The sequence below is a fragment of the Arthrobacter gandavensis genome, from assembly GCF_015355785.1.
Lineage (GTDB): Bacteria > Actinomycetota > Actinomycetes > Actinomycetales > Micrococcaceae > Arthrobacter_B > Arthrobacter_B gandavensis_A.
Window position 1 is genome coordinate 280,522 of the sequence record NZ_JADKYW010000005.1, and the last position, 26,372, is coordinate 306,893.

The 26,372-nt window shown below is 67.0% G+C and carries 25 protein-coding genes; 12 read left to right on the plus strand and 13 right to left on the minus strand.

The genetic code is table 11. The features are described from left to right. The first annotated feature begins 23 nt into the window (after window positions 1–23). Together ITX31_RS06330 and ITX31_RS06335 are read left to right on the plus strand one after the other, a co-directional pair. Window positions 24–968, plus strand: a complete 945-nt coding sequence (locus tag ITX31_RS06330; protein WP_194782629.1) for an ABC transporter ATP-binding protein — start codon at window positions 24–26, stop codon at window positions 966–968. Continuing rightward, entirely contained in the window at window positions 965–1,783 is an 819-nt protein-coding gene (locus ITX31_RS06335; protein ID WP_194782630.1) for an ABC transporter permease subunit, read from the plus strand. The genes ITX31_RS06330 and ITX31_RS06335 overlap by 4 nt, the downstream gene beginning before the upstream one ends. Window positions 1,784–1,869: 86 nt before the next feature. On the opposite strand, the gene hemL is transcribed toward ITX31_RS06335, so the two are convergent. The 8 genes from hemL to hemE all read right to left on the minus strand — a co-directional run bounded on the left by hemL (window position 1,870) and on the right by hemE (window position 10,560). Beyond that, complete coding sequence (hemL, locus tag ITX31_RS06340) at window positions 1,870–3,186, minus strand: glutamate-1-semialdehyde 2,1-aminomutase (protein ID WP_194782631.1); 1,317 nt, start codon at window positions 3,184–3,186, stop codon at window positions 1,870–1,872. Next, a complete protein-coding gene (hemB, locus tag ITX31_RS06345; RefSeq protein ID WP_194782632.1) occupies window positions 3,186–4,169 on the minus strand; it encodes a porphobilinogen synthase in 984 nt (327 codons plus the stop codon). The genes hemL and hemB overlap by 1 nt, the downstream gene beginning before the upstream one ends. Then, complete coding sequence (locus ITX31_RS06350; protein ID WP_194782633.1) at window positions 4,166–5,107, minus strand: uroporphyrinogen-III synthase; 942 nt, start codon at window positions 5,105–5,107, stop codon at window positions 4,166–4,168. The genes hemB and ITX31_RS06350 overlap by 4 nt, the downstream gene beginning before the upstream one ends. A gap of 19 nt (window positions 5,108–5,126) precedes the next feature. Further along, window positions 5,127–6,080, minus strand: coding sequence for a hydroxymethylbilane synthase (gene hemC, locus ITX31_RS06355; RefSeq protein WP_194782634.1), 954 nt, complete (start codon window positions 6,078–6,080; stop codon window positions 5,127–5,129). Then, window positions 6,080–7,270 carry a ferrochelatase gene (locus tag ITX31_RS06360; protein WP_194782635.1) on the minus strand — a complete coding sequence of 397 codons (1,191 nt, stop codon included), beginning with the start codon at window positions 7,268–7,270 and terminating at the stop codon, window positions 6,080–6,082. Before ITX31_RS06360 ends, hemC begins: the two co-directional genes overlap by 1 nt. Then, window positions 7,267–7,971 carry a hydrogen peroxide-dependent heme synthase gene (hemQ, locus tag ITX31_RS06365; protein WP_194782636.1) on the minus strand — a complete coding sequence of 235 codons (705 nt, stop codon included), beginning with the start codon at window positions 7,969–7,971 and terminating at the stop codon, window positions 7,267–7,269. Before hemQ ends, ITX31_RS06360 begins: the two co-directional genes overlap by 4 nt. 67 nt (window positions 7,972–8,038) lie before the next feature. Further along, on the minus strand, window positions 8,039–9,499 hold the full coding sequence (gene hemG / locus ITX31_RS06370) for a protoporphyrinogen oxidase (RefSeq protein WP_194782637.1): 1,461 nt from the start codon (window positions 9,497–9,499) through the stop codon (window positions 8,039–8,041). 2 nt (window positions 9,500–9,501) lie between these two features. After that, the gene (gene hemE, locus ITX31_RS06375; protein ID WP_194782638.1) at window positions 9,502–10,560 is read right to left on the minus strand and encodes a uroporphyrinogen decarboxylase; all 1,059 of its coding nucleotides are present in this window, start codon (window positions 10,558–10,560) and stop codon (window positions 9,502–9,504) included. 155 nt (window positions 10,561–10,715) lie between these two features. On the opposite strand from hemE, the gene ITX31_RS06380 reads away from it, so the two are divergent. Further along, entirely contained in the window at window positions 10,716–12,056 is a 1,341-nt protein-coding gene (locus ITX31_RS06380; protein WP_194782639.1) for a glutamyl-tRNA reductase, read from the plus strand. 46 nt (window positions 12,057–12,102) lie between these two features. On the opposite strand, the gene moeB is transcribed toward ITX31_RS06380, so the two are convergent. Continuing rightward, on the minus strand, window positions 12,103–13,278 hold the full coding sequence (moeB, locus tag ITX31_RS06385) for a molybdopterin-synthase adenylyltransferase MoeB (protein ID WP_194782640.1): 1,176 nt from the start codon (window positions 13,276–13,278) through the stop codon (window positions 12,103–12,105). A 149-nt stretch (window positions 13,279–13,427) separates the two neighbouring features. Here moeB and ITX31_RS06390 point away from each other — a divergent pair, with 149 nt between their 5' ends. From ITX31_RS06390 to ITX31_RS06400, 3 genes are read left to right on the plus strand one after another with little or no spacing between them, the layout of a single operon-like run. After that, on the plus strand, window positions 13,428–14,042 hold the full coding sequence (locus tag ITX31_RS06390; protein WP_323745602.1) for a TetR/AcrR family transcriptional regulator: 615 nt from the start codon (window positions 13,428–13,430) through the stop codon (window positions 14,040–14,042). 46 nt (window positions 14,043–14,088) lie between these two features. Next, window positions 14,089–14,313: a DUF3107 domain-containing protein gene (locus tag ITX31_RS06395; protein WP_152273603.1), complete on the plus strand. Its 225-nt coding sequence runs from the start codon at window positions 14,089–14,091 to the stop codon at window positions 14,311–14,313. A gap of 6 nt (window positions 14,314–14,319) precedes the next feature. Continuing rightward, a complete protein-coding gene (locus ITX31_RS06400) occupies window positions 14,320–14,622 on the plus strand; it encodes a hypothetical protein (RefSeq protein WP_228529090.1) in 303 nt (100 codons plus the stop codon). Here ITX31_RS06400 and ITX31_RS16065 read toward each other — a convergent pair. Both ITX31_RS16065 and ITX31_RS06410 read right to left on the minus strand, forming a co-directional pair. Continuing rightward, complete coding sequence (locus ITX31_RS16065; protein ID WP_194782642.1) at window positions 14,619–15,653, minus strand: GDSL-type esterase/lipase family protein; 1,035 nt, start codon at window positions 15,651–15,653, stop codon at window positions 14,619–14,621. The two genes, ITX31_RS06400 and ITX31_RS16065, sit on opposite strands and share 4 nt — an antisense overlap. Before the next feature lie 176 nt (window positions 15,654–15,829). Next, a complete protein-coding gene (locus tag ITX31_RS06410; RefSeq protein ID WP_194782643.1) occupies window positions 15,830–16,543 on the minus strand; it encodes a ferritin-like fold-containing protein in 714 nt (237 codons plus the stop codon). Between the two features lie 428 nt (window positions 16,544–16,971). On the opposite strand from ITX31_RS06410, the gene ITX31_RS06415 reads away from it, so the two are divergent. Then, window positions 16,972–18,609 carry a DEAD/DEAH box helicase gene (locus ITX31_RS06415; protein WP_194782644.1) on the plus strand — a complete coding sequence of 546 codons (1,638 nt, stop codon included), beginning with the start codon at window positions 16,972–16,974 and terminating at the stop codon, window positions 18,607–18,609. 25 nt (window positions 18,610–18,634) lie between these two features. After that, the gene (locus ITX31_RS06420) at window positions 18,635–19,591 is read left to right on the plus strand and encodes a DNA-methyltransferase (protein WP_194782645.1); all 957 of its coding nucleotides are present in this window, start codon (window positions 18,635–18,637) and stop codon (window positions 19,589–19,591) included. Between the two features lie 18 nt (window positions 19,592–19,609). Here the strand turns inward: ITX31_RS06420 and ITX31_RS06425 are convergent, their stop codons facing one another. Beyond that, a complete protein-coding gene (locus ITX31_RS06425) occupies window positions 19,610–20,458 on the minus strand; it encodes a PHP domain-containing protein (RefSeq protein WP_194782646.1) in 849 nt (282 codons plus the stop codon). Window positions 20,459–20,579: 121 nt separating this feature from the next. Here ITX31_RS06425 and ITX31_RS06430 point away from each other — a divergent pair, with 121 nt between their 5' ends. Then, window positions 20,580–22,151, plus strand: a complete 1,572-nt coding sequence (locus tag ITX31_RS06430) for an aminopeptidase P family protein (protein ID WP_194783542.1) — start codon at window positions 20,580–20,582, stop codon at window positions 22,149–22,151. A gap of 84 nt (window positions 22,152–22,235) precedes the next feature. Here ITX31_RS06430 and ITX31_RS06435 read toward each other — a convergent pair whose 3' ends face one another. Next, window positions 22,236–23,204 (minus strand): general stress protein, encoded by a 969-nt coding sequence (locus ITX31_RS06435; RefSeq protein ID WP_194782647.1) that lies wholly within the window; start codon window positions 23,202–23,204, stop codon window positions 22,236–22,238. 121 nt (window positions 23,205–23,325) lie between these two features. On the opposite strand from ITX31_RS06435, the gene ITX31_RS06440 reads away from it, so the two are divergent. From ITX31_RS06440 to ITX31_RS06450, 3 genes are read left to right on the plus strand one after another with little or no spacing between them, the layout of a single operon-like run. Continuing rightward, window positions 23,326–24,612 (plus strand): magnesium transporter MgtE N-terminal domain-containing protein, encoded by a 1,287-nt coding sequence (locus tag ITX31_RS06440; protein ID WP_194782648.1) that lies wholly within the window; start codon window positions 23,326–23,328, stop codon window positions 24,610–24,612. After that, entirely contained in the window at window positions 24,605–25,201 is a 597-nt protein-coding gene (locus tag ITX31_RS06445) for a DUF1003 domain-containing protein (RefSeq protein ID WP_194782649.1), read from the plus strand. The genes ITX31_RS06440 and ITX31_RS06445 overlap by 8 nt, the downstream gene beginning before the upstream one ends. Before the next feature lie 48 nt (window positions 25,202–25,249). Then, window positions 25,250–26,353 (plus strand): P-loop NTPase, encoded by a 1,104-nt coding sequence (locus ITX31_RS06450; protein WP_194783543.1) that lies wholly within the window; start codon window positions 25,250–25,252, stop codon window positions 26,351–26,353. Window positions 26,354–26,372 lie beyond the last annotated feature (19 nt).

The window sequence follows — 26,372 nt, forward strand, 5'->3', positions numbered from 1 at the left end:
ACTGCCGATTGGGAGGTGGTCGAATGCCGCCGGTCATAGAAACCCACGCCCTGACGAAGCGCTACGGGTCCCGCCCGGCCGTGGACTCCTTGGACCTGAGCGTCCCGCCGGGATGCGTCTTTGGGCTGATCGGTCCCAACGGCTCCGGCAAGACCACTACCCTGCGGATGCTTCTGGACATCATCCGGCCCTCTTCGGGCCGGGCACTTGTCCTGGGAGTTGCGCCACGGGCCGGGGGCCCGGCCCTGCGCCGCCGAATCGGCTACGTTCCCGGAGACCTCCGCCTCAACGGCAGGGCCCGGGGCCGGACACTGCTGGAGCACTTCGCGCAGATCAGCGCACCGGTTCCTGCCGGACGCATGGAAACCCTCTCAGAACGTCTGGGCCTGGACCTTTCCCGGCCGGTACGCACCCTGTCCAAGGGCAACCGGCAAAAACTGGGCCTGGTACAGGCCTTCATGCATGATCCGGATCTGCTGGTCCTTGACGAGCCCACCAGCGGACTCGATCCGCTGGTCCAGCGCGAGTTCCTGGAAATGGTTGCCGAGGCACGGACCGCCGGCCGCAGCGTCCTGCTCAGCTCCCATGTGCTGAGTGAAATCCAGCAAAGCGCTGACCAGGTTGCCGTCCTGTCCCAAGGCAAAGTGGTGGCCCAGGGCGACGTAGCTTCCCTGCGCCTGAACCGCCTGCGCCATGTGAGGGCATCGCTGGCAGCTGCCCGTGGAACGGACCCGACGCTGGAAGACGAACTCGCTGCCGCGGGACTGCAGGGAACCGTGACCTGGCAGGAGGGAACCGCCCGTGTCAGGGGCACGCTCGACGGCGGCGTCGATGCCTTCGTCAAGCTGCTCGCCCGGTACCGGATACTGGACCTGTCGGTGGAAGAGCCCGACCTCGAGGAATCAGTGCTGCGGCTGTACGGCGGACCCGACTCCGCTGCCGGGGACGTGCGGAAGGGTCCGGAATGAGCCCGCAGGCGACGTTCACGCCGAAACCGCTGCCGGTCTTCCGCAGGGCGGTCATCGATTCGTGGCGCTCCACGCTCATCTGGACCCTGGCCCTTGCAGCCGTGCTGCTGCTGTACCTGCCGCTCTATCCCTCCATGAACGGCGCCGACATGCGCAGCCTGATCAGTTCGCTTCCGCCCGAACTGGTCAATGCCCTCGGCTACGAGGACATCCTCTCGGGTCCGGGGTATGTCCAGGCGACGTTTTTCGGGCTGCTGGGGTTCGTTCTTATCACTGCTGCAGCCGTGTCCTGGGGAAGCACGGCGATTGCGGGCGCAGAAGAGTCCGGACGGCTGGAGCTGGTCCTCTCCCACGGCGTCGGCAGGGTTCGGTACGCCGTGGAATCTGCGCTGGGGATCCTGGTGAGGCTTCTCTGGTTCGCCGTGGCCACGACGGCAGTGGTGCTTGCCCTCAGCGGCCCCTCCGAGCTTGGACTGGGGGCGGCACACGTCCTGGCAGCGGAGGCGGCGTGGCTGGGACTGGGTTATCTTGCCGGCAGCATCGCGATGGCAACAGGTTCCCTCACCGGCCGGCGGACCGCTGCCCTGGGCGCCGGCGCCGGTGTGGCCGCGGCGGGATACGTGATGAACGCGCTGGCGAACCAGAACGCGGATCTGGACTGGCTGCGGAACTTTTCGCCCTTTTCCTGGGCCTACCGGAACGATCCGCTGGCGGACGGCTTCGATTTTCCCGGATTGGGACTGATCGCAGGTGCCTGCGTCCTCTTCACGGCGCTGGCGGTGTGGGCGCTGAACCGGAGGGATGTCCTGGGCTAGGTACTCCATCGAGATGACAGAAACTGCCCGTATCGGTGCTGATACGGGCAGTTTCTGTTATCTCGATAAGGGAGGCAGAGGGGCCCCTACGGCTGGGCGGCCGCCGCAGCTTTCGCGGCACCCGGCAGGGCAGCCAGGATGCGGTCCATCGCGGCGTCGTCGTGCGCGCCGGAGAGGAACCAGGCTTCGAAGACGGACGGCGGCAGGTATACCCCGGAGTCCAGCATCGAGTGGAAGAACGGCTTGAACCGGAATGCGTCCTGGGCCAGTGCGTCGGCGTAGTCATGCACACCATGCTCCGCAGTTCCGAAGGCGATGCTGAACAGGTTTCCGGCTCGCTGGACGCTGTGGTTCACTCCCTCAGCGGAGAGGGCGTCGGAGACGGCCTGGGACAGCTGGGCGGAGCGGGCATCGATGTTCGCGTAGACCTCGGAAGTCGCCGCGGTGAGCGTCGCGACGCCGGCGGCCATGGCGATCGGGTTTCCGGACAACGTGCCGGCCTGGTAGACGGGGCCCAGCGGCGCCAGGTATTCCATGACGTCCCCGCGCCCGCCGAGGGCAGCCACGGGCATGCCGCCGCCAATGACCTTGCCGAAGGTGTACAGGTCCGGAGCCCAGCCTTCCTGCTGCCCGGTCAGTCCCCAGTAACCGGCAGGCGAGGTGCGGAAACCGGTGAGGACTTCATCCAGGATCAGCAGTGCGCCGTGGGAGGTGGTGATGCGGGACAGGGCGGCGTTGAAGCCCTCCGCCGGTGTGACCACGCCCATGTTGGCAGGTGCCGCTTCGGTGATGACGGCGGCGATGTTCGCCCCGTGCTCGGCGAAGGCTGCCTCCACGGCAGCGACGTCGTTGTACGGCAGCACCAGGGTTTCCGCCGCGGTAGCTGCGGTAACGCCGGCGGAGCCCGGAAGGGCCAGTGTGGCGACGCCGGATCCCGCTGAAGCCAGCAGTCCGTCGAGGTGCCCGTGGTAGCAGCCGGCGAACTTGATGACCAGGTTCCGCCCGGTGAAGCCGCGGGCCAGGCGGACCGCCGTCATAGTGGCTTCGGTCCCGGTGGAGACCATGCGCAGCCGCTCAACGGGCTTCACGCGGTCCATCACCAGGGCTGCCAGTTCGGCCTCTGCCGGGGTGGAGGCGCCGAAAGAGAGCCCGCGGTCGACGGCGGCATGCACGGCCGCGAGGACGTCCGGGTGGGAATGGCCCACCAGGGCAGGGCCCCAGGAGCAGACGAGGTCCACGTATTCGCGGCCCTCGGAGTCGGTGACATACGGGCCCTTGGCCGAAACCAGGAAGCGCGGGGTACCGCCGACGGACCCGAACGCGCGCACGGGTGAATTCACGCCGCCGGGCATCAGGGCACGGGCACGGTCAAAAAGCTCTTCGGAGGAGACAGTCTGGGTCATTACTTGCTTTCCTTCAGCCAGGCGGCCAGCTCGGCAGCCCAGTACGTGAGAATGATGTTGGCGCCGGCACGCTTGATGCCGAGGACGGATTCTTCGATGGCGCGGCGGCGGTCGATCCAGCCGTTCGCTGCCGCAGCTTCGATCATCGCGTATTCACCCGAGATCTGGTAAGCCGCTACGGGAACCGGGGACATTGCGGCGACGTCGGCGAGGATGTCCAGGTAACTCATCGCGGGCTTGACCATGACCATGTCCGCGCCCTCTTCAAGGTCCAACTCCACTTCCAGCAGGGCTTCGCGCCGGTTGGCGGCGTCCATCTGGTAGGTCCGGCGGTCACCCTTCAGCTGCGAGTCCACTGCTTCGCGGAAGGGCCCGTAGAACGCGGAAGCGTACTTTGCCGCATATGCGATCACTGAGACATCCTGGAAGCCGGCGTCGTCAAGTGCCTGGCGGATCACGGCCACCTGGCCGTCCATCATGCCGGACGGGCCCAGCACGTGGGCTCCGGCGCGCGCCTGCTCCACGGCCATCCGGCCGTAGATCTCAAGGGTTGTGTCATTGTCCACGACGCCGTTCTCATCCAGCACGCCGCAGTGTCCGTGGTCCGTGAATTCATCGAGGCAGACGTCGCTCATGACCACCAGGTCGTCGCCCACTTCGGCACGGACGTCCGCAATGGCCCTGTTCAGCACGCCGTTCGGATCCGTTCCGGCGCTGCCTGCGGCGTCGCGTTCGGCCGGGATGCCGAAGAGCATGATGCCGCCGACGCCGAGTTCCACCGCCTCGGCAGCGGCGCGCTTCAGGGTCTCGGTGGTGTGCTGCACCACGCCGGGCATCGAGGTGATGGGGTTGGGCTCGGTCAGGCCTTGGCGGATGAAGGCCGGAAGCACGAGCTCGGCCGGGTCCAGGCGGTATTCGGCGGTCATCCGCCGCATGGCCGGCGTGGTCCGCAGCCGGCGGGGGCGGTGCTGGGGGAAGCTCATGGCTGTTCTCTGCCTTCCGGGTCGGGGTGTTGAAAATTCGGGGCGGCAAGTGCCGCTTCGACGGCGTCGGCTATTCCGGCGGGAGTGGGGTGCTCCGCCGTAGCGGCAGCGGGATGGCCCAGGCCGGCCAGCTCCGCAGCCGTCGGATCTCCGATGGCGACGAGCAGGGCGGTTCCGGGCGGCCGGGCATCGCGGACAAACCGTCTGGCGGTGCTCGGGGAAGTGACGACGGCGGCGTGGGGACGGGCGGCTTCGGCGCCGCTTCCCGCCGCGGTCCAGGAGCGGTAATCCGCCGGGGCCAGCAGCTCCTCGCCGGGAGCACTTCCCCGCGGCATGATCCGCCGGTCATCGGGAGCCGGGTAGTCCACGGTTTCATAAGCGGGCACGGCAACGACGTCCCAACCGGCAGCGGCCAGCCGGGTTCGCAGGAACGGACTGGCGATATTTGCCTGCGGCAGGAATATCCGGTTCCGTCCAGCGCCCGGGGCCGGCCAGATCGCAGCCAGACCGCGGGCGGACTGGTCCCTGGAGGGAAGCAGATCCGGAGTAATTCCGGCGGCTTTCAGCGCACGGCTGGTGCCCAGGCCGACTGCCGCCACCGAGGTGCCGCGGCAGAGCACGGCCAGTGAGCTGCCGGCAGCGTCGGCTACGGTGCCCAGGGCCTGCACGGTGGTCGCGGAGGTAACAATGATCCAGTCGAACTCCCCGCGTCCAAGGCCGTGCAGGCCTGCGGACATCGGTTCGGTGTCCGCAGGCCGCTGGAAATCGATCAGGGGCATCAGCCGCACCCGTGCTCCACGGGAGCGCAGCTCCCCTGCCATGGGTCCGGCACGGTCCGGGGAACGCAGCAGTACTACGTCCGTGCCGGCCAGGCTCCCCGCCGGGCGGGTTCCGGGTCCGGCTGCGAACGGAGTGTCCCTGCTGCTGTCTCCGGTCATCCGTACGGTCCCCGGCTGCTTAGGACGCCAGCTCGGTGAGGTCCGCTGCGCCTGCTGCCAGGAGCTCTTCGGCCATCCGGATGCCGAGGGCGCGTGCGCCGTCTTCATCTGCCTGCGAGGTCGAGGAGTATCGGCGCAGCACCTGGGTTCCGTCGTCACTGCAGACCACGGCTTCGAGGGCAAGGCCCTGGTCGGTGACCCGGGCCAGTGCACCGATCGGCGCGGTGCAGCCGGCTTCAAGGCGCTGTAGAAGTGACCGTTCCGCAGTGACGGCCATCCGGCTCGCGGAATCATCGTAGGCCGCCAGCGCCCGGCTCAGCGGGCCTTCGGCGGCGTCTGCGGTGCGGCACTCAACGGCCAGCGCCCCCTGCCCCGGTGCCGGCAGCATGACTGACGGGTCCAGGAACTCGGAGACCATGTCCAGGCGCCCCAGGCGGCTGAGTCCGGCGGCTGCCAGCACGACGGCGTCGAGGTCACCGGGTGCGCCCTCCACCAGCCCGGCCACCCGGCCCAGGCGGGTGTCCACGTTGCCGCGGATGTCGATGATTTCCAGGTCCGGGCGCGCGGCCCGCAGCTGCGCGGCACGCCGGGGTGAGCCGGTGCCGATCTTCGAACCTGCGGGCAGCTCGGCCAGCGTCAGGGAATCCCGTGCGCAGAGTGCATCGCGCACGTCCACCCGTGACGGAATGGCTCCGATGATGAGTCCGTCAGCTTCAGCGGTGGGCAGGTCCTTCAGGGAATGCACGGCGACGTCGCAGTCCCCGGCGAGAAGGGATTCCCGCAGCGCGGCCACGAAGACACCCGTTCCACCGATTTGGGACAGGGCAGCCCGGTTCACGTCACCTTCGGTCCGGACCCGGACGAGGTCCACGTCGAAACCGCCCAGGTCTGCCAGCGTGTTGGCCACCGTGGTGGTCTGGGTGACGGCGAGGGCGGAGCCGCGGGTGCCAATCAGCACCGGCGAATGCGCCACTACTGCCGTCCCACCGTCGAGTCGGCGCCGGCGATGGTCGGCTTTTCGCCGCGGAGGTTGGCGCAGCAGCCGGGACGGCAGACGTCGTACCACGGGCCGAGGTTCGTCAGTGCAGGCCGGTCCGCAATGTTGTTTTCGACCGTGCGTTCGCAGATCAGGTCCACGATGCCGGCGACGAACTTCTCATGGATGCCGGGCGTGGGAGCACGGTGTGCTGCCAGTCCCAGATCGGAGCAGGTCTCCATGGCTTCGGTGTCCAGGTCCCAGATCACTTCCATGTGGTCGCTGACAAAGCCCAGCGGCACAATGACGACGCCGTCGACGCCCTTGGCGGGCAGCTCGGCGATCGCGTCGTTGATGTCCGGTTCAAGCCACGGCGTGTGCGGGGAACCGGAGCGGGACTGGTAGACCAGCTGCCAGTCCAGGCCTGCGGCTTCCGGAATACGGTCCATGATGGCGCGTGAGTTGGCCAGGTGCTGGGCAACGTAGGCGCTGCCTTCTTCGAACTCGAGGTCCCGCGGGCCGGCGGCTTCGGCGTCTGCAGTCGGAATAGAGTGCGTGGAGAACAGGATTTCGATCTTCCCGCCGTCCTTGCCGGCAGCAGCAAGCTGCTCGCGGACCTTGGCCAGGGAGTCCCGCACGCCTTCGACGAAGGGCGCCACGAAACCGGGGTGGTCGAAGTACTGGCGTACCTTGTCCACCTGCAGTGTCTTGTCCAGTCCGGTCTCGACCAGGTTGATCCCCAGGTCCTCGCGGTACTGGCGGCAGGAGGAGTAGCAGGAGTACACGCTGGTGGTGACCATGAGCAGCCGGCGGTAACCGGCGTCGTGGGCTTCCTGCAGCGCGTCCTTGATGTAGGGAGCCCAGTTGCGGTTGCCCCACAGTACCGGGAGCTTGATGCCGCGGCGGTCCAGCTCGCCTTCAAGTGCGGCCTTCAACGCGCGGTTCTGCTCGTTGATGGGGCTGATGCCGCCGTTGGCCCGGTAGTGCGTAGCCACTTCTTCAAGGCGCTCATCGGGGATGCCGCGGCCGCGGGTGACGTTGCGCAGGAAGGGAATGACGTCTTCCTGTCCTTCGGGGCCGCCGAAGGAAGCGAGCAGGATTGCGTCGTATTCGGCCGGGGCCATTACGCCGTCCTCGCTGACGCCTTCCAGGGGATCGAAGGCTGCGGGGGTTGAAAGGGAAGTCATCGAAGCACCTCGGATACTTCGGCGGCGGGGATGCGCCGGCCGGTGTAGAAGGGAATTTCCTCGCGCACGTGGTTGCGCGCTTCGGTGGAGCGCAGGTGGCGCATCATGTCCACCAGGTCAACCAGGTTCGGGGCTTCCAGCCCCAGGATCCACTCCCAGTCGTTCAGGGCGAAGGAAGCGACGGTGTTTGCCAGGACCTGTGGGAAGTCCCGGCCGAGCATGCCGTGGTCGCGCAGCATGGCGCCGCGTTCTTCGGCCGGGAGCAGGTACCACTCGTAGGAGCGGACAAACGGGTAGACGCAGATCCAGGCTTCGGGGTCGATGCCCCGGGCGAAGGACGGCCAGTGGTTCTTGGAGAACTCGGCGTCGCGGTGGACGCCCATGGCGGACCAGGCGATCTCCGTGCCTGCGAACAGTTCGGAGCGCCGGATCTTCCGCAGGGCTGCCTGCAGCGCTTCTGCCTGGCCGCCGTGCAGCCAGATCATGATGTCTGCGTCGGCACGCATGCCGGAAACATCGTAGATTCCGCGGAGGGTGACGTTCTCGGCAGCGAAGCTGCCTACGAGTTCCTCGAAAGCGCCCGGGGCGCCGTCGCTGGTTTCACGCGGAAGGTCTGACCGCTTGAAAACGGTCCAAAGTGTGAAGAACTGTTCTTGTGTTTCGGCTTCGGCTGGTGCGTTCTGACCCATGGACTCACTCATGACTTACAGTCTGCCGGTTTGGGCAGGCTTAGGCGAATACGGAACTTCTACAAAGCGTAGAACATTTTTACGATTTTACGGCTTCGGCCAGGTGCGAGGTCCGGTACCGCGTATCCGCGGTGACCGCGGCCAGGCCCGTTCCGGCGAGCCAGGCGCCGACGATTTCCAGGCCATGGACTTCCGCAACGGCAGCCCGTACGGATGCAACCCGGTCCGCGTGTCCCACCGTGGCAGAGGGCAGCGCACCGACCCAGCGGACTACGGCCCAGTCAATGACATCAGCCTCCTCGACCGGCACCTGCAGCAGGACCGAAGCATCCGACAGGGCGGCAGCAAACAGCTCCCCGTCGGGGCGCAGCGCCGTGACATCCGCTTCCTGTCCCGGGCCCAGTCCGCGCCCGTAGGACAGGCGGAGCACATGGGTGCCGGGTCCGGTGGAGTCGGCCAGCCACTGCCACTTGGCAGTGGCATGCGTCAGGGCCTTTGCCTGCACGGATTCGGCGTCTCGGGCAACCAGGACCCCGGTTCCCCGCGGCGCGGCGTCAAGTTCCGGTTTGTCTACCACCAGCGTTACCAGTGCGACGCCGGGGCCGGGGCCGGGCCGGAAAGGGGCCAGGTCCGGAACCGAAGGAGTGAGCAGGTCCACGGCGCCGGGGCCGTCCGCTGCCACGACCAGCGCGTCGGCGTTATGCCTGCCGGTATCGGTGGTGACCGTGAAGCCGGTGCCGCTGCGTTCGATGCCGGTGGCCGGCGTCCCGGCCAGCAGGGTGGCGCCGAGTTCGCGGAGATTCTCGACGAGCGCATCGGTGAGGGTTCCCATTCCGCCCCGCAGGGAGGCGACGGTGGATCCGGCCGGGGCCGCCCGGCGCATGGCGCCGACGGCAGCTCCCAGCGAACCGTGCTCGGCCATGGCCTTGCGCAGTCCCGGAGCCACCGAATCGGCGTCCAGGACATCCGGGTCCGCTGAATAGACTCCTCCCACCACGGGGGTGACGAGCCGTTTGAGGACAGCCTCCCCCATCCGCGACCGGACAATTTCACCCAGGCTGACCTTCTCGCGGCGCAGCAGCGGCGCCATGGGAAGCACCTTGTCAAGGGCGGCGCGCGCCACCCCGGTCCGGCCGATCGCCCTGGCAATCTCGTCAGTGCGGGGATCCGCCGGGATTCCCAGCAGTCCGGTCTGGGGCATCCGCTGGGCCGCCTTTGCCGGGTCCGGACCGCCTAGCTGGAGCCAGGCGCCGGTGGGATCCGGGGCGGCGATCCGCTCCTGCAGCCCAAGTTCCCCGAGCAGTTTCGGCACGGCCGGAGAGCGGGTGGCGTAGGACTCGGCACCGCTGTCCAGGTCCAGGCCGGCGACGCGGTGGGATCCCACGCAGCCGCCGAAGCTCCCGGCTGCTTCGAGCACTGTCACGTCGAAGCCGGCGAGGGCCAGGTCCCGGGCGGCGATCAGCCCGGAGATGCCTCCGCCAACGACGAGGCCGGCGGGCCGTGCCGGAGACGCGGCGGAGGTTTTGCGGGAGGCCTGCATGGCTACGGCTCCACTGAGTGGATGAGTTCCACCACCCGGGTCAGGACCTCGGGGTTCGTTTCCGGCGGGACGCCGTGGCCGAGGTTCACCACGTGGCCCGGTGCACCGGCGCCGGCGGCCAGGACCTGGCGGACGTGGGCCTCAAGTACCGGCCAGGGCGCTTCGAGAAGCGCCGGGTCGATGTTGCCCTGCAGGGAGACGCTCCCGCCGAGCCGGCGGTTGGCTTCGTCGAGCGGCAGCCGGTAGTCAACGCCGACGACGTCGACTCCCACGTCCCGCATGGCAACCAGCAGTTCAGAGGTTCCGGTGCCGAAGTGGATCAGCGGAGCGCCCAGGCCGCGGACGTGGTCCAGCGCCCGGGCCGAGGCCGGCGCCACCTTGGTCGTGTAGTCTGCCAGGCCGAGCGACCCTGCCCAGGAATCGAAGAGCTGGCCTGCGCTGGCTCCGGCTTCGAGCTGGGCGCGGAGGAACTTGCCGGACGCATCAGCGGCCCAGTCGGTGAGGGCCTGCCAGGTTTCAGGATCGGCGTGCATCATGGTCCGCGGGCCCAGGTGGTCGCGGGACGGCTTGCCCTCCACCATGTATGCAGCCAGCGTGAACGGGGCGCCGGCGAACCCGATCAGCGGCGTGGAGCCCAGCTGGGCCACCGTCAGCGTAACGGCCTCCCGGATCGGTTCAAGGGCCTCATCCGTCAGTTCGGGCAGCGCTGCGACATCCGCCGCGGTGCGCACCGGCGAGCCCAGGACAGGACCCACGCCGGGAACTATGTCCACGTCAACTCCGGCCAGTTTCAGCGGAATCACGATGTCGGAAAAGAAGATTCCCGCGTCGACGTCGTGCCGTCGGACCGGCTGGAGGGTGATCTCGGATGCGAGTTCGGGCAGCAGGCAGGATTCAAGCATCCCGATTCCCTCCCGCACCTTCCGGTATTCCGGCAGTGACCGGCCGGCCTGGCGCATGAACCATACGGGACGCCGGGACGGTGTCTTGCCGCGGTAGGCGGCAACGAGCGGGGAATCGGCCGTGCGGTCCATGAGCGGATGAGAGGCGCTGAGAGTCATATGTAGATTCTCTCCAAATTTCGCCGCGAAGGATAACCGGGCGGCCGGGACGGGCTCCCGGGCCGGCCGCGAACCGGAAGATGCGGCCCAAATCACCTGTGACCGCCGTCGCGAATAACCCTGTTTGCGTTCCGGGTGGCTAGTATTAAGCCACTGTGGTTCTCTTATCCCTCATCGCGACCCATTCTGACGTAGACCTGGAAACCGTCGCCCGGCTTAGCGCCGGCGCGCCCAAGGTCCCTTCCTGCCTGCTGGAAAACGGCCCTGCCGTCGCCGGGGCCGTTGTCCTGGCCACCTGCAACCGCTTTGAGGTTTACTGCGAAGCCCGCTCCGAGGCGGATGTCGAAGCAGCCCGCTCCGCCGCCATCACGGAAATCAGCCGGCACTCCGGGCTGGATGAAGACGTAGTCTCCCGGTCCTTCACTACCAATACGGGCCAGGACGTCGCCAAGCACCTCTTCGCCGTCGGCGCAGGCCTGGATTCCGCGGTGGTAGGGGAACGGGAGATTGCCGGGCAGGTCCGCCGGGCCCTGATCGAGGCCCAGGACAACGGAACTGCCAGCGGAACCCTGACCCGCCTGTTCCAGACCGCTTCCCGGACCGCCAAGGACGTCGGTGCCCTGACCGCCCTGGGCAAGCGCGGACTGTCCATCGTGTCGGTGGCACTTGAACTGGCCACCGATCTATCCGAGGACATTGACTGGCGGAAAAAGACCGTGGTCGTGTTCGGCACCGGCGCTTACGCCGGGGCAACCATGGCACTGCTCAAGGAGCGCGGCTGCACGGACGTTTCGGTCTACTCCTCCTCGGGACGCGCGGAATCCTTTACCGCCACCCGCGGAGGAACCGCGCTGGACCGGGAATCCCTGGGCGAGGCCGTTGCCCGTGCCGACGTCGTCATTGGCTGTTCCGGTTCGGAGAACCAGGTCAGCGCAGAGGATATCCGCCGCGTGCGTGCTGGCTCCCGCCGGCCGCTGGTCATCATCGACCTGGCCCTCACCCACGACTTCGATCCCGCTGTCCGGGAGCTCGACGGCGTTGACCTGATCACGCTCGAATCCGTCCGCCTGGCAGCTCCGGCCGAACAGGCAGAATCCCTCCAGCAGGCCAACCGGATCGTCACCGACGCCGCACAGGCCTTCTCCGAGGCCCAGCTCAGCCGGGAACTCGATTCCGCGATCGTTGCGCTGCGCCGGCACACCCTGGGTGTGCTTGACAAGGAACTCGACAAGGTCCGGTCCCAGCACGGCTGCACTGGCGCGGCGCAGGAAGTTGAATTCGCCATGCGGCGGATGGTCAAGGCCCTGCTCCATGTCCCGGCCGTACGCGCCCGGGAGCTGGCCGCCAGCGGCCAGCAGGAGGACTACATCCGCGGCCTCGAAGCGCTCTACGGCATCACCGTGGACCCGCCGCAGGAGAAGCCGAACGACGGTGCAGCGGACAATGACGGTTCAGCGGACAACGACGGTTCAAGGGACACTGCACAGTCAGCTTGACCGGCGGCCCCCGCACCTCCAGCGAACTCCAGGCACCGCTTCGGCGCTAGTAGACCGGTTTATCCGGCTCCACCAGGTTAATCCAGCCGAGGATCCCGCCGTCCACGTTGAAGGCGTGGTCATACCCCTGCGAGCGCAGGAACGCCGTCACTTCCGCTGACCGGCCGCCCGACTTGCAGTGCACATAGACCGTCCGTCCAGGCTCCGGGAGGCCCTCACCGGCCAGGATGGCAGCCCGTGGAACCAGCCGTGCCCCCACTATGTTCACGATCTGGTGTTCACCCGGCTCCCGGACATCAATCAGGTCGAAATCAGCCTCTCCGGCTTCGCGCTGCTGCAGCAGCCCGGCAAGTTCAACTGCCCCGATGCCTGGCACACCGGCCCCGGAATCAGGCTCCGTCCCGCAGAACGCCGGGTAATCCACCAGTTTCGTGACCGGTGCCCGCTCCGGATCACGGCGAAGCCCCACCTCACGCCAGCTCATGTCCTGCGCGTTGAACACCAGCAGGCGGCCCAGCAGGGTCCGCCCCGTCCCGGTAATCAGCTTGATCGCTTCGTTGACCATGACCGAGCCGATCTGGGCGCACAGGACGCCCAGGACCCCTCCCTCCGCGCAGGACGGAACCGAGCCCGGAGCCGGCGGCTCCGGGTAGAGGTCCCGGTACGTGGGCCCGTGCTGCGACCAGAAGACGCTCACCTGTCCGTCGAACCTCAGGATGGAGCCCCAGACACACGGTTTGCCCAGAATCTCCGCGGCGTCGCTGACCAGGTAGCGGGTAGCAAAGTTATCCGTTCCGTCCAGGATCAGGTCGTAGCCGGAGAAAACCTCCAGCACGTTCCCTGCATCCAGGCGGACTTCGTGGAGCACCACGTCCACCAGCGGGTTCAGGGCAAGCACACTGTCCCGGGCTGAACGCGCCTTGGAGGTTCCGACGTCGTGCACGGTGTGGATGACCTGGCGCTGCAGGTTCGAGGTGTCCACTGCGTCGTCGTCTACGATTCCAAGCGTGCCCACCCCGGCCGCGGCCAGGTACAGCAGGGCCGGAGACCCCAGCCCCCCGGCTCCGATCACCAGGACTTTGGCGTTCTTCAGCCGCAGCTGCCCCTGCTCCCCGAAGCCGGGAAGGATCAGGTGCCGGGAATACCGTTCCTTTTCATCACGCCCCAGCCCGGAGGCCGGCTCGGTGAGGGGCGGCAGCGCCGGGTCCGTTTCAATGCTCATGGGAACCAATCTATGCCCCAGTGCGCCCTGGTTCGAGGTCCCGCCGAGCTGGGCCGCCCGGGTTGCCTTTCCTCGGTGTTACCCCCGGGTAAACTGTTGTTCCGTGACCCGGGCCAGGCGCCCGGGCGAAGCAGGAGAGGTCCCAATACGTGAGCAACCAGCCCGCCGGCAAGTCCACCCGGCTCCCCCGGGAAGAACGGCGCCGGCAGCTGATGCGGGCTGCGCAGGAAGTCTTCGTCAGCAACGGATTCCACGGCGCCGCCATGGACGAGATCGCCGAAACTGCCCAGGTCAGCAAGCCGGTGCTGTACCAGCACTTTCCCGGTAAGCGCGAACTCTACCTCGCACTGCTTGACGACCATCTGGACACCCTGACCCAGTTCCTCCAGACGGCACTCACGTCCACCACGGACAACAAGCTCCGTGTCCGCGAAACCATGCGCGCCTATTTCCGCTTCGTGGCCCAGGACAGCCAGGGCCACCGGCTGGTCTTTGAATCAGATCTCACCAGCGACGATGAGGTCAGCTCCCGGATCGAGGAGTTCAACGCGCGTTTCGCCAGCGACATCGCGGACGTCATCGCCGAAGACACCAAACTTTCCCACATTGAGGCCACCCTGCTCGGCAGGGCCATGGCCGGGATGGCGCAGGTCAGCGCACGCTACTGGCTTGAAACCGACGGGGACCTGGACATCGATGCAGCCAGCGAGCTGGTCTACCGTTTAGCTTGGCGCGGAATCAGCCGCTTCCCCAAGGAAATCTAGAGTAGATTCGTCCCCACTTGAGTTCACATAAACAGGAGGCACCACGGTGGAAGTAAAGATCGGTATCCAGAACGTCGGACGCGAGATCGTGTTCGAGTCCGGGCAGAGCGCGGACCAGGTCGCCGACACCGTCGCCGAAGCTATCAACGGTTCGAAGGAACTGCGCCTCACGGATGAAAAGGGCCGACTCATTATTGTTCCGGCCGGAGTCATCGGCTACGTGGAAATCGGTGCCGAAGAAGTCCGCCGCGTCGGGTTCGGCGCCCTCTAGCGCATCATGGGCGAAGTGCTGCTTGCTGCCGCCGCCCTGGCGGCAGCAGGTTTCATGGTGCGGGGCGCCGACCCGCGCCGAAGCACCTACGGCGTGTTCCTGCCGTCCGGAGTTGCCCTCGCCGCGGGGCTTGGCACCTGGATCATCCTGCAGTTCACCCCGGTGGTGACGAGCAGCGATTTCTCCTGGCTCTCCTGGGCGCTTCCGGTCCTCGCGGGCCCGGCCGCCGCCGTCGCCGCGGTCCTGGCCACGGTTTCCCGGCGGCTGCCGCAGGACAACGCTGAACGCGAGCGCATCCTCAGGCTCTAGCCAGGACCGCTTCCGCCCCGGTCCAGGACGCTCTTGAGCTCCCGGGCAAAAACCGGGGCTGCGGCGTCGTGTCCTGCCTTCCCCAGGTGAAGGCCATCGTCCAGCTTCGAACCCAGGGAGTAACGCTTCCACCAGTCCCGAAGGCTGAGGAAATCAAGCCCCTGCTCCGCGGCCACTCTGGCCAGCAGATCATCGATCTCGGCCCGGCGGCCCTTTCCGTCCCCAATGACGCCCACCATCACGATCCGGGTTTCCGGATAGGTCCGCTTGAGTTCCCGGATCAGCTGCACTGCGTTGTGCCGGATCTCCGAATTGCCCGGCCCGTAGGCGTCATTGCCGCCGCCCTGGATGACCACCAGCCCAGGTTTACCCCAGGGCAGCAGCCATTCCTCCGCCTCGAGGGCATCCGGGTAGTTGCTGACGGTGCCGTTGCCCCGGGTGTACCCGGTTCCGCCGGCACCCAGGACCAGCGGGCTGTACCCCAGGGAGGCCACCCCCTTGCCCACCCAGGTATCACGGCCTGCCTGCGAATCTCCGATCACCACTGCCACGGTGCCCACGGAAGGTTCGTAGGACATGATCCGTCCAAGCCGCGGGGAGTACATCAGCGTTCCCTTTTCAAAATCTGTCCGCCGGTCACCGCCGAAGCTGTACTCGGACGTCAAGGGCCACCCCAGTGTCCGGATCGAAGACTTCCACCGTTCAAAGACTTCGGTGCGAAGGGCGCGCAGGCCGGTCTCCGCAGACCACACCAGGGTCTCGCCTCCATAGGAGAAGTAGCAGCCGGACCCGGGCAGGGTGCAAACCGGCGCTTCAGCCGGCTCGGGCAGCGGACGGCCGCTGTCCGAACGGGCCTGCAGGAATTCCGCCCGGGCGTCCCAGGCGGCCGCGGGAACTCCCTGGGGAGGCGGCGGCTGGATGGGAGGACCGGCGTTTGCGGACGGTGCTGCCGGCGCCGGCACTGCCGGCAGCTGAGCCGGTGTGGCTCCGCATCCCGCTGTGCCCGCGGCTGCCGCTGCAGCTACAGCCACAGAAAGAATCCGGCGCCTCAGAGCGCTGGAAATCGAGCCCATACTGTTCCCCCGCCAAATCCCTGCTGAACCGCACTGAGTTTATGGTTCGCTCTCCACGCTACAGCCGGAAGGCACCCGGAAGCAGGACGTGCCGCGGCTTCCTTGGGCGCGCTTGGCTGACTGCCCCGGTTTTCCTAGGCAGTGAGTCCGAGGAGGGACATCCGCCGTGAATGGTTGCGGGTCAGCTGGCTGAAGAGCTCCCGAATCTGCGCGTCGAACTCTTCGCGGCTGAGGAACCCGTCCAGCCCTGCGGGCAGGGCACGTTCGATCACCACGCGCTGGGCCTGGGTCAGCGCCTCGCCAACCAGGCGTCGTCCCCACAGCGCCAGGCGTGAGGCGAGACGCGGGTCGTCCTTCAAGGACTCACGCAGCCGCACGAACAGGACCTCGCCCGCCGCTTCGCTGCCGGTTTCCTGCAGGGATGCGATCAGCCCGGAGCTTTCCGGATCGAGCAGCGATCCCAGCGCAGCGTAAAAGTCATCGGAAATCGCGTCCGTGACGTAGAACTTCATCAGGGATTCGTACCAGTCTCCCGGGCGGGTCCGGTCGTGGAACGCATCCACCGACTGCTGGAAGGGTGCCATGGCGTCCTCGGCGTTGAGTCCCATCGACTCCAGATGGGCGGCTACCCGCTCGAAGTTCTCGTATTCCCGCACCGCCAGCCGTCCGAGCGCAGCACGGTCCCGGAGGCTCGGCGAGAATCGAGCATCTGAGGACATCCGCTCGAAGGCGGACAGCTCACCGTAAGCGATGACTCCGAGCAGGTCCGAAAGGAACTGCCGGTAGGCGTCCGCCGCACCGGGATCCGGTGCGTGCCCTGTTGCCGAACCTGCGTTGTTCTCACTCATACGCCCAGCGTACCGGGGTGTTGGCGCTCCCATCCGCTGCACGCCTGCCGCGGTGTCATCTTCGCCTGCGGCAGGCCCCGGCGCGGCTCCCGCCAACTCGCTGGATGGGTCAATGCGGCCTGTTGAGGCCGTACCGGGTAGACTGGAATGGTAGTAAATGGATGCCCGGTCGTTCCCACTTCTTGAAACCCTTCTTGAAATGCCGGTTGGAGACACTAAACCAGCCGGCTGTGAGACCCGCAGTACCTACGCGAACTTGATAATTTCCGGCCGCTGCCTTTGCCGAATGCAGTTGGAGTGGCCAGCAGTCCTTAGCCCGCGATCGGCTTCCGCTGGACGCATCACCTGCGCGCCATCCGCTCCGGGATGGGCCCTATGCCCCCTCGTCGAGCGCGGCGCCGCAGAATGCCTAACTGAACGGTACGTAATTGAACACTGAACTTTCCCAGGTCAGCGACGCGCAGCTGACCGCTGATGACAGCAATGAAGAACTCGATGTCACCGAGACCATCGCCACAACGGACGCCGCAGCCGAAATCCCCGAGCTCACGTTCGCCGATTTCGGGGTCCGCGCGGAGATCGTAGACTCCCTCGCCGAGGCCGGCATCACGCACCCCTTCCCCATCCAGTCGATGACGCTCCCGGTTGCCCTCGGCGGCCACGACATCATTGGCCAGGCAAAGACGGGCACCGGCAAGACGCTCGGATTCGGCATCCCCGCGCTGCAGCGCGTAGTTGTCCCCGGTGATGAAGGCTATGAAGCACTGCCCGCGCCGGGCGCACCGCAGGCACTGATCGTTGTTCCCACCCGCGAGCTCGCGGTGCAGGTTGCCAGTGACCTGACGACGGCGGCACGCCGCCGCGGCGCACGGATCGTCACCATTTACGGCGGCCGGGCCTATGAACCGCAGATCGAAGCGCTCGAAGCAGGCGTTGAAATCGTCGTCGGCACCCCCGGGCGCCTGATCGACCTGCACAACCGCCGGCAGCTCTCACTGAAGAATGTACGCATTGTGGTACTTGATGAAGCCGACGAGATGCTGGACCTCGGTTTCCTCCCCGATGTGGAAACTCTGATGGCAGCCACCCCGGCGGCCCGCCAGACGCTGCTCTTCTCCGCAACCATGCCCGGCCCCGTAGTCGCCATGGCCCGCCGCTACATGACTAAGCCGACGCACATCCGCGCCGCCGATCCTGAAGATGAGGGCCTGACCAAGAAGGACATCCGCCAGGTTGTCTACCGGGCACACAATCTGGACAAGAGCGAGGTAGTGGCTCGGATCCTGCAGTCCCGCGGCCGCGGACGGACCATCATCTTCACCAAGACCAAGCGCACCGCAGCCAAGCTCTCCGAGGAACTGGTGGACCGCGGCTTCGCCGCCGCCGCCATTCACGGCGACCTTGGCCAGGGCGCCCGCGAGCAGGCCATGCGTGCCTTCCGCAACGAGAAGGTCGACGTGCTGGTGGCCACCGACGTCGCCGCCCGCGGCATCGACGTCGACGACGTTACGCACGTGATCAACTACCAGTGCCCCGAGGATGAGAAGACCTACCTGCACCGTGTGGGCCGCACCGGCCGCGCCGGCAACAAGGGAACGGCCGTCACATTCGTGGACTGGGACGATGTTCCCCGCTGGGGCCTGATCAACAAGGCACTGGGCATGGATCAGGCCGAGCCGGTGGAGACGTACTCTTCCTCGCCCCACCTGTACACCGACCTGGATATCCCCGAAGGCACCAAGGGCCGCCTGCCGCGCAACAAGCGTGTGTTGGCCGGCATAGATGCCGAAAAGCTCGAGGATCTCGGGGAGACCGGCAAGTCCGGCGGACGCCGCGCCCCCCGTTCTGAATCGGGATCGCGCTCCGGTGGCCGTTCCGCTGACCGTGGACGCGGATCCGACCGCGCCCGTGGCTCCCGTGACGGTGCCCGCGGCGGCCAGGAGAAGACCGCCGAGGCTCCTGCTGCATCGGGTGAAACCGCCAAGGCCGACCGGCCCCGCCGGAACCGCAGCCGTACCCGCCGCCGCAACGGCGAGGTAGTCAGTAAGGCCCCCGCCGCCGAATAGGCGGCGAGGGAATTCCTCTCCACGGATGCGCACACCTAACTGGACGCCGGACGGCGGGTCGCTGATAGTCCACGCAGACAACGCGGAGTATCTGCCGACCCTGCCGGACGGCTCTTTCACCCTGATCTACGTCGATCCGCCGTTCAACACCGGACGTGCACAGCGCCGGCAGCAGACCACAATGGTCCGAAGCGCGGAGGGCACCGGCGACCGGACGGGGTTCAAGGGCCGCAGCTACACCACGGTCAAGGGCCTGCTCTCCAGCTACGACGACGCGTTCGAGGATTACTGGGCCTTCCTTGAACCCCGCCTGTCCGAAGCGTGGCGCCTGCTGGCCGACGACGGCACGCTCTACGTGCACCTCGACTACCGCGAGGTGCACTACGTTAAGGTCATGCTGGACGCCCTCTTCGGGCGGGACTGCTTCCTGAACGAGATCATCTGGGCTTACGACTACGGCGGCCGGGCGAAGAACCGGTGGCCGGCCAAGCATGACAACATCCTGGTCTACGTGAAGAACCCTGCCGCCTACCACTTCAACAACGCAGAGGTGGACCGGGAACCGTACATGGCTCCGGGGCTGGTGACGCCGGAGAAGGTGGCGCTGGGCAAGCTGCCGACCGATGTCTGGTGGCACACGATTGTCTCTCCTACCGGGAGGGAGAAGACCGGCTATCCGACGCAGAAACCGGAGGGGCTGCTGCGCCGTGCCGTTGCCGCGTCCAGCCGTGAAGGCGACTGGGTGCTGGACTTCTTCGCCGGCTCCGGAACCCTGGGCGCCGTGGCTGAGAAGCTTGGCCGGCGGTTCGTCTGCGTCGACGCCAATCCCCAGGCAATCGAGGTCATGGAGCGCCGGCTGGGACATGCTGCACAGGTGGTGGTGCCGCCCAAACCCAAACGCGTCCGGGCCCGGCGCACGGCCGTCGTGGAGGCCGCACCTGCCGAGACCGCGGACCCGGGGCCGAAGCCCGCAGCACTGTAGCGGCCGGGGCGTGGACTGCTACGGCCGGATGACGGAAGCGCCCGTGCCGAGTTCGATAATCCGTTCCAGTACCGCGGCACTGGTGGTGTTCTCTCCCAGCAGGTTCGGCTTCCCTGTTCCGTGGTAGTCGCTGGATCCGGTTACCAGCAGCGAGTGCTCAGCGGCCAGCCGGCGCAGGTAGGCTCGCCCGCCTTCCGGGTTGTCCCGGTGCTCGATCTCCAGGCCCGCCAGCCCGGCGTCGATCATCTCCAGGTACGTCTGCTCTCCCACCACGCGTCCGCGCGCGGACGCCTCCGGGTGGGCGAAAACGGGCACCCCTCCGGCTTTCCGGACCAGGCGCACAGCGTGCGCGGGGTCGGGAGCATAATGCGCCACGAAATAGCGTGAGCGCCCGGTCAGGATTCCGGCGAAAGCAGCCGACCGCGACGGAACCACCCCGGCGGCGACCAGCGCATCGGCAATGTGCGGCCGGCCAATGGTGGCTCCGGGCGCAACCTGTTCCTGCACGTCCGCCCAGCTAATGGGATAGTCCTCGGCAAGCCGTTCCACCATGCGTTCCGCCCGGCTGACCCGTGCCGAGCGGGACTTGGCGATTTCGGCCAGCAGCCCCGGATGGGACGGGTCGTGGAGGTAGGACAGCACATGCACGCTGATCCCGTCCGAAGTGCGGCAGGAGACTTCCATGCCAGGGACGAAGGTGAGGCCCAGGGTGCGTGCCGCTTCGGCCGCCTCTCCCCACCCTGCAGTGGAGTCGTGATCCGTCAGCGCCACGGCGTCCAGACCGGCGGCGGCCGCGGAGGCCATCACGGCCCCGGGGGCTTCGGTGCCGTCGGAGACGTTGGAGTGGGTATGCAGGTCGATTCTCACCCCTCCAATCTACGCGGTTCCCCACACCGATCCGGCGCTGGCGCTCCGCTGCAGCCGGGGCATGTTTGTCCCTGTTAACCGGCGGTGAGAGCATGGATGGGTGAGTACTGAAGCCAATTCAATGAACACCGCCGATTCCGGCCTTGAGGAACTGTCAGAGGGACAGCCGCTCGAGGACCGGGTGAACAACCGTTCCCAGCGCCCCACGTCGCAGGCGTTCAAGGACTTTATGTCCGCCGGCTGGGCTCCCTCATCCGATGAGCTTCCGGAACAGGCCGCCGTGGCGCCCCATGCTGCCGCCCGCCGCCGTGCACTCTCCGAGCGTTTCAAGACGGAGCGCCTGGTCATTCCGGCCGGCCCCCTGAAGGTCCGCTCCAACGACACCGATTACCGGTTCCGGCCCCACTCCGGCTTTGCCCATCTCACCGGGCTCGGCCTGGATCACGAGCCGGACGCCGTCCTGGTCATGGAGCCCGTGGAAGAAGGAACGGGCGACGACGGCGGCCACCACACTGCCACCCTGTATTTCCGTCCGCTGGCAGGCACGGACAGCGAGGAGTTCTACTCCAACGCCCGCTACGGCGCCTTCTGGATCGGCTCGCGCCTGAACCTGGAGCAGGTCGGCGCCCTGGTTGGCCTGCGGACCCGGAACCTCGCCGAAGCTGAAACCGCCATCACCTCCAACGTTGGCGATCCGCAGTTCGGCGGTATTTCCGTTCGGCTGCTGCGGAAGGTTGACGAGATGGTCGACGCCCTGGTGGACACCGTCCGCTACAACACGGCGATGGACCCGGACAACATGGACTTCAGCGCCCTGGATGCCAAGGACGAAGAACTCACCGAAGCCCTCTCGGAGCTGCGCCTGGTGAAGGATGCCTGGGAAGTCGAGCAGATGAAGGAAGCCGTCGCCGCCACCGTCAACGGCTTCACCGAAGTGGTGAAGATCCTTCCCCGTGCCATCAGCCACCCTCGCGGTGAGCGCGTGGTGGAAGGCGCATTCTTTGCCCGTGCCCGCGAAGAAGGCAACGACCTGGGTTATGACACCATCGCCGCCGCCGGAAACAACGCCACTGTGCTGCACTGGATCCGCAACAACGGCGAGGTCAGGGCCGGGGACCTGCTGCTGCTGGACGCCGGCGTGGAAGCAGACAGCCTCTACACTGCCGATGTCACCCGCACCCTGCCGGTCAACGGCACCTTCTCAGAGGTCCAGCGCCGCGTGTACCAGGCAGTGCTCGACGCCGCTGATGCCGGATTCGCCGCAGCGAAGCCGGGCAATAAGTTCCGTGATGTGCACGCCGCCGCGGTCCGCGTACTGGCCGAGCGCCTTCAGGACTGGGGCCTGCTTCCTGTCCCGCTTGAAGAAGCCCTCTCCGAAAACGGCCAGCAGCACCGCCGCTGGATGCCGCACGGCACGAGCCACCACCTGGGCCTGGACGTGCACGACTGCGCGCAGGCCCGCCGCGAGCTTTACCTGGACGGCATCATCGAGGAAGGCATGGTCTTCACGATCGAGCCGGGCCTCTACTTCAAAGATGAGGACCTCACCATCCCCGAGGAGTACCGCGGGATCGGCGTGCGGATCGAGGACGATGTGCTGATCACGGCCGACGGCGCCGAAAACCTCAGCGCTGCCCTGCCGCGTGATCCCTCGGACGTTGAGGACTGGATGGCCGGCATCTACGCCTCCTAGTTCCCGCCCCCTCGAGATGACAGAAACTGCCCGTTTGAAGCTCCAAACGGGCAGTTTCTGTATGTTCGGGATGTGAACGGAAGGCTAGCGGTTGTCCGGCGAGGGCGGAATGTCCTCACCGCCGGCAGTTCCGTCCGTACCGGGTGTCTTCGGGGCTTCGGGCTGCTGCGCGCCGGACTGCGGCGAGTGATCCGGAGCGGGCCCGGCCTGCGCAGCCGGCTGCGTCTGCTCCGCGGCGGGTAGGCGAACGCCATAGCGCGGACGGCCGTCGGGCAGGTCGGGGAACTGTCCACGGGGCGTGCCGTCAGAAGCAGCGGATGGTGTTGCCGGTTGCTCCTGGCCAGTTTCAGTCTGGCCCGGCGCCGGCTGTGAACCGTATTCCGGGCCGGAGGCCGCTGCACTGCCCTCCGGCGCTCCGTCGCCCCTGCCGGCCCCGCGGGTACCGTACGGGTCTGCCCAGGAGGAGGGACGTTCCGGTGCCGGGCCGGTGTATGGCGGCTGCTGCTGGTAGGGAGGCTGGTACGGGGACTGGCCCGACGGCGGCGCCGGATGTCCGCTCTGTCCCACCATGGGCAGCTGGGAAAGCAGCCGCCGCGCTTCGTTGGCGGCTTCCGGTGCCACGATCACGTCATAGCTGGTGGCGATTACCTGGCTGGTGGAGGTGAAGTCTCGGCGTCCACGCTGGAACGCGTACGCAAGGACACCAAACAACAGCCAGAAGATGGCGCCCAGGGCCATGGAGGGAATCAGCGACAGGTACGAGTCCCCGCCTCCGAAAAGCATCAGTGCAAGGCCCACGAACAGACCGAACCACGCGCCGGTTGCGGCACTGGACATGGCCACGCGTGGATAGGTCAGGCGGCCGGTGACCCGTTCAACGGACTTCAGTTCGTTACCCACGATGCTCACGAGGTGAACGGGGAATTTGGAGTCCGCCAGGTAGTCGACCGCCTTCTGGGCATCCAGGTACGCCGTGTACCGGCCCACCAGCTCACCCTTGGGGAGAGTTCGTCCTGGGTCCCGCGGCGATGAGGCGCCAAATAGGTTCGACATTCCCCTATTCTTTCGCAGTTATGCCGTTTGTGGGCCAATGTATCGCTGGCAGTGAACGCTCCCACGTGAGTGCGGCCGTTCGAATGCGCCTAAGGGGCTGCCGCCAAGTAGCCTAAGTAGGGTGAGCACTAATCCTACGCGCGTCTTCATTGCACGGCTGCTGGGCCTGGATGTCTTCGATCCCCTCGGGGACAGGCTTGGCCGCCTTCGGGATGCCGTGGTGCTGGACCGCGGGGCTCGCCGCCCGCCCCAGGCCGTGGGCATCGTCGTCGAAGTTCCCGGCAAAAAACGCGTCTTTGTGCCCATCACGCGCATCACCTCCATGGATGCGGGCCAGATCATCTGCACCGGTCTGGTGAACCTGCGCCGGTTCCAGCAGCGCGGAGCGGAGATGCTGGTGGTCGCTGAGCTCTTCGACAGCCGGGTGGTCCTGGCCGACGGAAGCGGCGAGGCAACCGTCGAAGACATCGCCATTGAGCAGAACCGTGCCGGTGACTGGCATGTATCCAGCCTTTTTGTGCGGCGCGGCGGAGGCGGCTCACGCCTTCGTGGCCTGCGCCGCAAGGGCGAGCTGCTGATTATCGAGTGGCCCGAAGTTGGCCACTGGGACATCACCGGGCCGCAGGCCGCCACCCAGTTCGTCGCCCAGCATGATGACCTCAAGCCCGCGGACTTCGCAGAGGCGCTGCACGAAATGAGCGGAAAGCGCCGCATCGAGGTGGCCAGCGAACTGCAGGATGAACGCCTCGCGGACGTGCTGCAGGAGCTGCCCGACGATGACCAGGTGCAGATCCTGCAGTCTCTGGACGTAGAGCGCGCCGCTGACGTCCTGGAGGAAATGGATCCCGACGACGCCGCTGACCTGCTCAACGAGCTTCCGGAGGAGCAGAAGGAAGAGCTCCTGCAGCTGATGGAGCCCGAAGACGCCCGCGACGTGCGGCGGCTGCTGCAGTATGAGGAAGACACAGCCGGTTCGCTGATGACTCCGGTCCCGGTGATCCTGCCTCCGGAAGCAACAGTCGCCGAGGCCCTGGCGCACGTGCGCCGGGAGGAGCTCACGCCGGCCCTCGCGTCTTCCATCTACGTCTGCCGGCCGCCGCTGGAGACGCCCACGGGCCGCTACCTCGGCGTCGTGCATATCCAGCAGCTCCTGCGCACCGCTCCCCCGGAGGCGCTCGGCAACATCCTGGACACGGATCTGGAGCCGGTGCGGGACTTCGCGAACATCGCGGAGATTTCCCGAATGCTGGCTACCTACAACCTGAACTCGCTGCCGGTGGTCAATAACAGCGGGCGCCTGGTGGGAGCAGTGACAGTCGACGACGTCCTGGACCACCTGCTCCCGGATGACTGGCGTGCCTCTGAAGACACCGGTCCCATAAAGTGGCAGGGAAGGAACAATGGCTGAGAAGAACCGCCCCCGTACTGACGGCCTCGACACTCCGCGCACCGCCCGCACCAGGTGGTTCCCGCGGCTGTCTCCCAACCCTGACGCCTTCGGCCATGCCACGGAGAACTTCGCGCGGTTTATGGGCACCCCCCAGTTCCTGCTCTACATGACGGTGTTCTGCGTCGTCTGGCTCGCGTGGAACACCTGGGGGCCGGAGCCCCTGCGGTTCGACAGCGTGGCCCTGGGCTTCACGCTGCTGACCCTGATGTTGTCGCTGCAGGCCTCCTACGCCGCTCCCCTGCTGCTGCTGGCGCAGAACCGGCAGGACGATCGTGACCGCGTCTCCATGCGCCAGGACCGAGAGCGTGCCGAGCGGAACCTGCTGGACACCGAGTACCTCACCCGCGAAATCGCCGAACTGCGGATCGCGCTGCGGGAAGTCGCCACCCGCGACTACGTCCGCTCCGAAATCCGCGGCCTCCTGGAGGAACTCCTTGAGGCCAATGACAACCGTGACGACGGCCAGCGGCGCAGCACCCGCCGCCGCGGCCAGGACGGCAGCCCAACGCCGCCGTCAAAAGCCGTCCAGGGTGCAGGAGAAGACTAGGCAGTGCCCCACATCAACGAACATCTGGTGGAACTGGCCCGCGCGGCCATGGAACGGGTCATTGACCCCGAACTGCGGCGCCCCATCACCGAGCTTGGCATGCTGCGCAGCGTGGAGGTCGACGACGCCGGCAGCGCCCGGATCGGCGTTCTGCTCACGATCGCCGGCTGTCCGCTGCGTGGAACAATTACCGCCGACGTCGAACGCGAACTTACCGGCGTCCCGGGGATCGCGTCCGTGCACGTCGACTTGGACGTCATGAGCCAGACACAGCGCGAGGAACTCAAGGAGAAGCTGCGGGGCCCCGGCGGTGCCCGCGGTGTCCCGTTCAGCCGTCCGGGTTCCCTGACGAAGGTCTACGCCGTTGCCAGCGGCAAGGGCGGAGTGGGCAAGTCCACCGTGACCGTGAACCTCGCCGCGGCAATGGCTGCCTCGGGCCTGCGTGTGGGGGTGGTGGACGCCGATGTCCACGGCTTCTCCGTCCCGGGCCTGCTGGGCATCACAGCGCCTCCCACGCGTGTTGACGAAATGATCCTGCCGCCGGTGGCCTACGGCATCAAGACGATTTCGATTGGCATGTTCCTGGACAAAAACCAGCCGGTTGCCTGGCGCGGGCCGATGCTCCACCGGGCACTTGAGCAGTTCCTGACCGATGTGTATTTCGGTGACCTCGACGTGCTGCTGCTCGATCTGCCCCCGGGCACCGGGGACATCGCGATTTCGGTCGGCCAGCTGCTGCCCTCTTCCGAGATCCTGGTGGTTACCACGCCGCAGGCAGCCGCGGCAGAGGTTGCCGAACGAGCTGGAACCGTAGCGGCGCAGACCGGCCAGAAGGTGGCCGGTGTCATTGAAAACATGTCCTGGCTGGCGCTGCCCACCGGCGAACGGATGGAGCTTTTCGGCTCAGGCGGCGGCGCGCTGGTTTCCGAACGGCTGGGATCCGTCCTGGGCTACGATGTTCCGCTGCTGGGCAGCATCCCGCTGGATGTGCGGCTGCGTGAGGGAGGGGACGCCGGCCTCCCGGTGGTACTCGATGAGGCTGCCGCCGGAGCGGACACCGCAGCCGGCGAGCTGCGCCGGATCGCTTCCGCTCTCGCCGGGCGGCCGCGCGGGCTGTCCGGACTCAACCTTTCGGTAACTCCGCGCCGGTGACTCGGCCCCGCTGGCCCGC

Coding starts and splice junctions, on each gene's coding strand:
- ITX31_RS06330 (WP_194782629.1), top strand. CDS start 24: ATGCCGCCGGTCATAGAAACCCACGCCCTGACGAAGCGCTACGGGTCC.
- ITX31_RS06335 (WP_194782630.1), top strand. CDS start 965: ATGAGCCCGCAGGCGACGTTCACGCCGAAACCGCTGCCGGTCTTCCGC.
- hemL (WP_194782631.1), bottom strand. CDS start 3,186: ATGACCCAGACTGTCTCCTCCGAAGAGCTTTTTGACCGTGCCCGTGCC.
- hemB (WP_194782632.1), bottom strand. CDS start 4,169: ATGAGCTTCCCCCAGCACCGCCCCCGCCGGCTGCGGACCACGCCGGCC.
- ITX31_RS06350 (WP_194782633.1), bottom strand. CDS start 5,107: ATGACCGGAGACAGCAGCAGGGACACTCCGTTCGCAGCCGGACCCGGA.
- ITX31_RS06360 (WP_194782635.1), bottom strand. CDS start 7,270: ATGACTTCCCTTTCAACCCCCGCAGCCTTCGATCCCCTGGAAGGCGTC.
- hemQ (WP_194782636.1), bottom strand. CDS start 7,971: ATGAGTGAGTCCATGGGTCAGAACGCACCAGCCGAAGCCGAAACACAA.
- hemG (WP_194782637.1), bottom strand. CDS start 9,499: ATGCAGGCCTCCCGCAAAACCTCCGCCGCGTCTCCGGCACGGCCCGCC.
- hemE (WP_194782638.1), bottom strand. CDS start 10,560: ATGACTCTCAGCGCCTCTCATCCGCTCATGGACCGCACGGCCGATTCC.
- moeB (WP_194782640.1), bottom strand. CDS start 13,278: ATGAGCATTGAAACGGACCCGGCGCTGCCGCCCCTCACCGAGCCGGCC.
- ITX31_RS06400 (WP_228529090.1), top strand. CDS start 14,320: ATGGGCGAAGTGCTGCTTGCTGCCGCCGCCCTGGCGGCAGCAGGTTTC.
- ITX31_RS06410 (WP_194782643.1), bottom strand. CDS start 16,543: ATGAGTGAGAACAACGCAGGTTCGGCAACAGGGCACGCACCGGATCCC.
- ITX31_RS06420 (WP_194782645.1), top strand. CDS start 18,635: ATGCGCACACCTAACTGGACGCCGGACGGCGGGTCGCTGATAGTCCAC.
- ITX31_RS06430 (WP_194783542.1), top strand. CDS start 20,580: ATGAACACCGCCGATTCCGGCCTTGAGGAACTGTCAGAGGGACAGCCG.
- ITX31_RS06435 (WP_194782647.1), bottom strand. CDS start 23,204: ATGTCGAACCTATTTGGCGCCTCATCGCCGCGGGACCCAGGACGAACT.
- ITX31_RS06445 (WP_194782649.1), top strand. CDS start 24,605: ATGGCTGAGAAGAACCGCCCCCGTACTGACGGCCTCGACACTCCGCGC.
- ITX31_RS06450 (WP_194783543.1), top strand. CDS start 25,250: ATGGAACGGGTCATTGACCCCGAACTGCGGCGCCCCATCACCGAGCTT.